Annotated in this window: 5 protein-coding genes; all 5 read left to right on the plus strand. The window is 60.2% G+C overall.

Features of this window, described 5'->3' with window-relative positions:
• The first annotated feature begins 68 nt into the window (after positions 1 to 68).
• Complete coding sequence (locus HMPREF0045_RS07410; RefSeq protein WP_005987008.1) at positions 69 to 3,176, plus strand: DNA polymerase III subunit gamma and tau; 3,108 nt, start codon at positions 69 to 71, stop codon at positions 3,174 to 3,176.
• Positions 3,177 to 3,404: 228 nt separating this feature from the next.
• Entirely contained in the window at positions 3,405 to 4,007 is a 603-nt protein-coding gene (gene recR, locus HMPREF0045_RS07415) for a recombination mediator RecR (RefSeq protein WP_005987010.1), read from the plus strand.
• A 45-nt stretch (positions 4,008 to 4,052) separates the two neighbouring features.
• Positions 4,053 to 5,321, plus strand: coding sequence for an aspartate kinase (locus tag HMPREF0045_RS07420; protein ID WP_005987012.1), 1,269 nt, complete (start codon positions 4,053 to 4,055; stop codon positions 5,319 to 5,321).
• On the plus strand, positions 5,318 to 6,514 hold the full coding sequence (locus tag HMPREF0045_RS07425) for an aspartate-semialdehyde dehydrogenase (protein ID WP_005987014.1): 1,197 nt from the start codon (positions 5,318 to 5,320) through the stop codon (positions 6,512 to 6,514). Before HMPREF0045_RS07420 ends, HMPREF0045_RS07425 begins: the two co-directional genes overlap by 4 nt.
• A 345-nt stretch (positions 6,515 to 6,859) precedes the next feature.
• Positions 6,860 to 8,196, plus strand: a 1,337-nt coding sequence (locus HMPREF0045_RS07435; protein ID WP_005987016.1) for a tetratricopeptide repeat protein, incomplete at its 3' end; no start/stop codon positions are given.

An 8,196-nucleotide genomic window follows, 5' to 3' on the forward strand; every position in this document is an offset into this window, starting at 1 on the left:
GGTAGCGCTGCAGCGCTATTGCGTCGAGCCTGCGTGCTTGGGATTAGCAAAGCGTTTAGAGTTCAGCTGTGACCACTGCTCTGTATCGCCGCTACCGCCCCGACACTTTTCAACAGGTGATTGGTCAAGAGCACGTGACCGAGCCGCTGATGGCTGCTCTGCGTGCGAACCGCGTTAACCACGCCTACCTGTTCTCCGGGCCGCGTGGCTGCGGTAAAACCACTAGTGCTCGCATTTTGGCCCGTTGTCTCAACTGTGAGCAGGGGCCGACAGATACTCCTTGCGGGGTGTGTCCCTCCTGCGTGGATTTAGCTACCGGCGGCAGTGGCTCACTGGATGTGGTGGAGATTGACGCCGCCTCCCACAACAGCGTGGAGGACGCCCGTGAGCTGCGTGAACGTGCCTCGTTTGCACCGGCCCGGGATACTTACAAGATTTTTATTCTCGACGAAGCCCATATGGTCACTAATCAGGGCTTTAACGCTTTGCTGAAGCTGGTGGAGGAGCCGCCGCCGCATGTGAAGTTCATTTTTGCCACCACCGAGCCTGAGAAGGTGATTGGCACTATTCGCTCGCGCACCCACCACTATCCTTTCCGTCTGGTGCCGCCGCCGGTGTTGGAGGACTATTTGCGCCAGCTTTGCCACAGCGAAAAGGTTGAGGTGGGCGACGGGGTGTTGCCGCTGGTGGTGCGGGCTGGTGGGGGCTCGGTGCGTGACACCTTGTCGGTGCTTGACCAGCTAATTGGTGGCTCTGACGGCAAAGTTGATTATGAGCAGGCCATTGGTTTGCTGGGGTTCACTGACATTTCTTTGCTTGATCAGTGCGTGGATGCGATTGCTGCCCGCGACGGCGCCGCCTGCTTTGAGGTGGTGCAGCGCGTGGTTTCCTCTGGTCACGATCCGCGCCGGTTTGTGGAGGATCTGCTGCAGCGTCTGCGTGACCTGCTGATTTTGGCTGTGGCCGGGGATCAGGCGCAGGCGGCTTTGGGTTCGCTGCCGGTGGATCAGCTGGAGCGGATGCAGGTGCAGGCGCGCGCTTTGGGAGCTGGACAGTTGTCTCGCTGTGCGGACATGTGTGCTGCTGCCTTGGGCACCATGGTGGGGGCTACTAGCCCGCGTTTGCAGCTTGAGTTGTTGATGGCCCGCCTGCTGGTGGTGGGTTTGGCCCAGCCGACGACGGCGCCGCGCTCCCTGCCTGGTGGTGGCTCTCAGGGTGTGGTTGGGGCCCAGGGTCAAGATGGCGCCGGGCGCGCCTCGGTGGGTTCGGGGCGCACCCCGGAGGGCTCTGGCCGTGAGGCGGCGCGGGCTGCTTTGCAACGCGCAAATATGGCAATTCCAGTGCTTGCTGAGGCCCCAAGTGGGCCTGGCGTCGGGGGAGGCGTTGGCATGAATGTGCCAGTGGCGCCCAACGCCCCAGCTGCCCCTAGCGTTCCGGGCAGTGTTCCGGGCACGCCCAGCGTTCCGGCTGGTCCTAGTGCTGCTAGTGCAGCTTCCAGCGCGCCTGCGGCGCGCTCTGCCGCAGGGGCTGGACCTGCAACTGCTGGATCCGCTGCGCAAACCCGCTCGGCTGCCCAGGCGGCAAATAGCGCGGCTGTCCGCCCTGCCCAGGGGCCGGGGGCTGGCTCGTCGTCGCCGTCGGAGCTGATTCGTAACCGTTGGGGCGAAGTGCTGGCCAAAGTTAAGGCCGCTAGCCGCGTGACTAACGCCCTGGTGGGGGCTAATGCGCAGCCGGGCAAGGTGTCGGGCGAGACTTTTACGCTGATTTTCGCCTCGCCGGGCCTGGTGCGCAGCTTTAACTCTGGGCGTCACCCGCAGGTGGTGGCCGGGGCACTGTATGAAGCTTTGGGTTTGCGTCTGCAGGTTCAGGCAGTTAGCGACGGCGAAGCAGCAACGGTTGCTGAGCCCGGCTCAGCCCCCTATCCACCTAGTGCAGCTAGCGCCACTCATGTAGGCGGCCGCCAAGGCCGTGGCAATGAGACGGCAGGCGGCCAGACAGAGCAGGTGCAGGGACGCGCCCAGCACCCAGGGGCTGGGGGCGCAGGGCCCCGAGAATCACGCTCTGCACAATCGCAGCCTGCGCAGCGCTCGGAATCTCAGCGCGCAGACTCGCGCCCTGCGCAGCGCTCCAAGCCGACTCGGCGTGAAGCTACTCCGGCGCGCGAGGCGGCCCCTTCAGCTTGGGACCAACCGGCTCCAGCCAGTTGGGATGAAGACTGGGAAGTAGTGCAAATCCCCAACTCGGGTAGTGCTGGGCCAGGCGGCGCTGAGGCGCCGGTAGACCAGGCCTCCAGTGAATCAAATAGCGGCGCCCTCATGGGTGGCCCTGCTGGCGGCGTCCCCACGGGTGGTCCCGCTGGTGGCGTCCCTACCGGGGCTCGGGCTGGTGATCCTGCTAGCATCCCCGCTGGTGGCCCCACGGATGGTCCACAAACCATGGGTGGCCCGCAAGCCGCTGGCTCCACACAGGCCGGTGGTCAGGACGATTGGGCTGGTGGCGGCCAGTTTGATCAGACGCAAGACAGTGTCTACTTTGGTGGCCCGGCGCAGGATGAAGGGCAAGCTAGAGGCCAGTTTGATGCCGTGCCAGGCGGCGCAAGCTCTGGCCTGGCAACAGTAACCGCAGGCAGCGCCGCAATTGCAGCCGCCAGTGCAGCTTCAGCCAGCTCCCACTTGGCGCCAGCTAGCCCAATAGCGCCAGCCACTCCTATGGCTTCAGCTGGTTCCAGCACAGCCGCTGCGGCCCTGGCTGCCTCGCGCGCCAACCACCCCTCCAATGGCGCGGCCAGTGCAAACACCTGGGAAAGCACCTGGGAGGCCGCCCCGATTCCCACGCCAGACAACTACACGCCGGTAGCGCCAGAGCCTGGACTAGCCACTGTCCACCGCCTGCACCCCCTGCCCTCGCTACCCAATGCGGGAGCACAGTCAGCCCCGGCTCCAGAAGCAGCCCACAGCTGGCAACCCGATCCGGGTGCCTCCAGCCGCATGGCCCAAGCCATCGCCGCTGCCAGGGCCGCAGCTAACGCGGGCGGCGTCGTCGACGATGAAGAAGACATGCCCTCCATGGACGACGCGGACGCAGACGAATCCGGCGCCGTGGGCATAGAAGTAGTCAAACGCCTGCTGGGTGCGAAAGTAATTGAAGAAGTAACCGTGCGGGCAGATGATCGCTAAAGACGTATCTGAGCGTTAAAGGCGCGGCACTGCTGCAATCGATGCCTGGCGCGAGTTGCTGGCTTAGCGCGGCCCCAGCCGTCAGCCTGCGGCTCCAACCGTCGGCCCAGCCGCTCAGCCGCCAGCTCGCACGTCCAGCTACCGGCTTACGGCCCTAGCCACCGGCTCGCGCAATCAACCACAGCCCCACACCCCATTAGCTGCCAATAACAACCCAAGGAGACGTAAGTGCCCGCCATTTACGAAGGCGCAGTACAAGACCTGATCGACGAACTAGGCGCCTTGCCGGGGATCGGCCCCAAATCAGCCCAGCGCATCGCCTTCCACATCCTTGGCGCCGACGCCGCCGACGTAAACCGGCTGGCCCAAGCCCTAACCGCTGTAAAAGCCAAAGTACGTTTTTGTGAAACTTGCGGAAACGTTTCGGAGGAAGAGCAGTGCAATATCTGCCGTGATCCGCGCCGTGACCAGGGGCTAATCTGCGTGGTGGAAGAGCCTAAAGACGTCGTCGCCGTTGAAAGAACCCGCGAATACCGGGGCCTTTACCACGTGCTAGGCGGCGCCATTGACCCCCTCAACGGCATCGGCCCAGATGAGCTGCGGGTGCGCCAACTATTGGCCCGGCTGACCCCACAAGTGCAAGAAGTAATCATTGCCACTGACCCAAATATCGAGGGGGAGGCCACAGCAACCTACCTGGCACGTATGCTGACCAGCATGAACGTGCCTGTCTCACGTCTGGCGTCCGGTCTGCCGGTGGGCGGCGATCTGGAATATGCTGATGAAATCACGCTCGGTCGCGCTTTTGAAGGTCGGCGCCGGGTTGAGTAACGCCAAAAAGACGCTACGCGCAGGCTAAAAACAGAAAGGACCTTTATGGCCCTGGTAGTGCAAAAATACGGAGGTTCATCCGTTGCGGATTTAGCGGCAATGCGCCGTGTAGCCGCACGGGTGATTGAACGCCACAACGCAGGCGACACAGTGGTAGTAGTGGTTTCCGCCATGGGCGACACTACAGATGAACTGTTGGATATGGCCGGGGAATTAACTGACAACCCGCCCGCCCGCGAAATGGACCTGCTGCTCAGCGCCGGCGAACGTATTTCTATGAGTCTGCTGGCCCTGGCAATCAATGAGGCTGGCGTTTCCGCAACCGCTTTCACCGGCGCCCAGGCGGGTCTGCGCACCGATGGCCAATACGGCCAGGCATCCATTGTGGGTGTGGTGCCCGAACGTGTGGCGCGCGCCGTGAGGGAAGGCAGCGTGGCAATCGTGGCCGGCTTCCAGGGCCTGGACTACGACACTGACAATGTCAACACGCTAGGTCGCGGCGGCTCAGACACCACTGCGGTGGCGCTGGCAGCCTCCCTGGGTGCGGACGTCTGCGAAATCTATACCGACGTCGACGGCCTCTTCACCGCCGACCCGCGCATTGTTCCCACCGCCCGGCGCATCACCTCCATCTCCAGTGAGGAGACTTTGGAACTGGCCGCGCACGGCGCCAAGATCTTGCACCTACGCGCCGTGGAGTTCGCGCGGCGCTACCACGTGCCCTTGCACGTACGCTCTTCCTTCTCAGACAAGGAAGGCACCTGGATTCACACCTCCAAACAGGAAGACACCGTGGAAGCCCCTATCATCTCCGGAATTGCGCATGACCGCAGCAACGACAAGCTAACCATTGTGGGTGTGCGTGACCAGCCTGGCTTCGCTGCCCGCATTTTCTCGCTTCTGGCTGGCGCCGGGGTGCAGATTGACACGATCGTGCAGGACGTGGCCACGGCCGGCAACGGCTTCACCAACATTTCGCTAACTATCCCTGAGGGTGACGCCGCCGCCGCGCAGGAAGTTCTAGCTGGCGCCAAGGAGGAGCTGGGGATCTCTGATCTACAGTTCAACCCCAATGTGGGTACCTTGTCTTTGGTGGGTGCTGGTATGCGTTCGCACCCGTGGGTGAGCGCCAAGCTGTTTGATGCCCTGTTCCAGGCGGGTATTAACATTCATCTAATTTCTTCTTCTGAGATCCGTATTTCTGTGGTTGTCGACGACGACCGTCTAGATGACGCTGTGCGTGCTGTTCACACCGCTTTTGACTTGGATGCTGATCAGATTGAAGCCGTGGTATATGGAGGTACCGGTCGATGAGTGAGCTAAATCAGGGTTGCTGCGCGGGCCACGCTGACGGCGCGGGTCAGGCTGACGGCGCGGGTCAGGTGGACGGCGCGGGCGAGGCTGCCGAGCACGGCTGCTGCTCGCATGAGGCTGCGGGTGCGGCTAAGCCGGCTTTTGTGGCCGACGGCGTGAACGTTGCGGTAGTGGGAGCTACCGGCCAGGTGGGCCGGGTTATGTGCGCGATGCTGGATCAGCGTGACTTCCCGGTTAAGAGCCTGCGTCTGTTCTCTTCTGCGCGTAGCGCGGGCAGCGTGGTGACTTGGCGCGGCCAGGACATCACTGTGGAGGATGTGGCCAAGGCTGATCTGAGCGGCATTGACGTGGCGATTTTTAGCGCCGGCGCTACTGCTTCGCGCGAGTACGCCCCCAAGTTTGCGGCCGCTGGCGCTGTGGTGGTGGATAACTCTTCGGCTTGGCGTAAAGACCCGCAGGTGCCGCTGGTAGTGGCCGAGGTTAACCCGCAGGCTCTGGCGCAGCGCCCCAAGGGCATTATCGCTAACCCTAACTGCACCACTATGGCCGCTATGCCTGCGCTTAAGGTGCTGCACGACGCCGCCGGGTTGCGTCGCTTGACGGTGTCTACTTACCAGGCGGTTTCGGGCTCTGGGCGTGCTGGCGTGAGCGAGCTGGCTGGCCAGGTGCGTGCGGTGGTAGGCCAGAACCTTGAGGGCCTGGCGTTAGATGGCCGTGCGGTGGAGTTCCCCCAGCCCCAGGTTTATGTGGCTCCGATTGCTTTTAATGCGGTGGCTTGGGCTGGTGGCGACGCCGGTGATGGCTCGGGTGAAACCGATGAGGAGCAGAAGCTACGCAACGAGTCACGTAAGATTTTGCAGATTCCGGACTTGGCGGCGTCGTGCACCTGTGTGCGTATCCCGGTTTTCAGTGGGCACGCGTTAGCTATTAACGCCGAGTTTGAGCGTGAAATCAGTGTGGAGCAGGCCCGCCAGCTGCTGGAGAACGCGCCGGGCGTCACCTACGTGGAGGTGCCCACGCCGTTGGACGGCGCGGGTCGTGATGGCACTTTTGTGGGGCGTTTGCGTGCTGACCAGGCCGCCGCGCCGGGTAAGGGCCTGGCCTTCTTCGCGGTGGGCGACAACCTGCGCAAGGGCGCGGCCCTAAACGCCGTGCAGCTTGCTGAGCTAGTCGCAGCCGAGCTAACCGCCTAGCCACCCAGCCCGCTGCGCGGTCCAAACCGGCTTAAACCGCCCAGCCCGCTGCGCGGTCCAAACCGGCTTAAACCGGCCAGCTGTGCGGCTGTGTGCTGGCTGGCCCGCAGCCATAACCCGGCTGGCCGCACGCAGCTGCGCTGAAACTGAACCAAACAAGCGTTGCCCGGGGCGATTTTCATCGCCCCGGGCAACGCTTGTCTTACCCTCATGTATAAGTTATTAACAACTTATCATGCAGTTTTCCCCGGAATGCTGCGCTTAGCCTTCTTTGGACTCAATTTCGGGCAAAAACGCTGGTGAAAACACCCGCCCTAGATGTATTTGAGCTTGTAATATGCAGATATGGCTGATCCTTTGTTTCCGATGACGCTAGGCGTTGGTGCGTCTTTAGTTAAGGTACTTCTGCAAGCTAATGACTACGCAACAGAAGCTAACTCTGTCGGGGTTGCAAAAGAAGTATTCGGCATTCTGTCTTGGTGGAAGATCCGTGGCGGTGATGCCGATGACCAACTTGCTAAGCAGATTGCTGAAGTTCTGGCGGAAAAGACTCGCGGCATGTATGAGGAGTGTCGTGATCAGGGTATTGATGAGGAGCAGCTAGGGGGTGTTGTTACTGAGGTTGAGATTATTTTCAATAAAGTTGTTGAAAATGATGAATTACTCTTTTTAGCTGTAAACGATCCTGACAGTTTCTCTGAGGTACTTCAGGGTGATATTGGGCAGCGGCGTAAAAATATTGAATCTCGACTTGAGCCCTATTTTGATAAACTTGTTGAGGCTGCGGTTGATGAGTATGTCAAGCTTGCGCCTTGGTCACCAAAATTCCAGATCGAGGCACTTAAAGACCTTACCAATAAGGTTGCTGAAATTCTGAAAAACACTGCCAAAGAATCGGTTATTTTCGGGAGACGCCCAGATATTGCTGACTCTTATTATATTGAGCGTGAAGAACAGGTACGACTGTACAACCGAGTAAAGAAAGACCCTCGGCTGCGACTAGTCTTGGTTGGGATGCATGGTTGCGGTAAATCGCAGTTGGCTTCTGACCTTGCACAACAGTGTGAGAAGCAGGGATGGAGCCTTGTTGCCTGGATTAACGCAGCCTCTAGAGAATCTGTACAAAGTGATTTGGCCGAACTCGCTCAGCGGCTTCCAATTGATCGAAGTGATGAACCTACTCAGGATCAGTTAATCAATCGTTGTCTTGATTATTTCAAGTCTGCCAACGCCACTGACAGACTTATTGTCTTTGATAATGTTGAAGATATTAACGATCTCACTGGTTTAGTTCCGCGCGGTGACGGCTTGCGGGTGGTAGCTACTACCACAAATGAGTACGGTTGGAAGAACCAATCCTGGGATCAAATCAAGATTGGTGTATTTTCTCGTGAGGACTCAATTGAGTTTTATGAGCAGATGTTGGCTGAGCGTGAGTGGGTGTTGGGTCCTGATCACCCTTATACGTTAACCGCCCGTAACAACCTGGCTGGCGCTTATAAGTCTGCTGGGCGTTTTGGTGAGGCGATTGAGTTGTATGAGCGGGTGTTGGCTGAGCGTGAGCGTGTGTTGGGGGCTGATCACCCTGATACGTTAACCGTCCGCAACAACCTGGCTGTCGCTTATGACTCTGTTGGCGTTTTGGTGAGGCGATTGAGCTGTTTGAGCGGGTGTTGGCTGAG

The sequence above is a fragment of the Actinomyces graevenitzii C83 genome (genome assembly GCF_000239695.1).
In the GTDB taxonomy this organism is placed as follows: domain Bacteria; phylum Actinomycetota; class Actinomycetes; order Actinomycetales; family Actinomycetaceae; genus Actinomyces; species Actinomyces graevenitzii.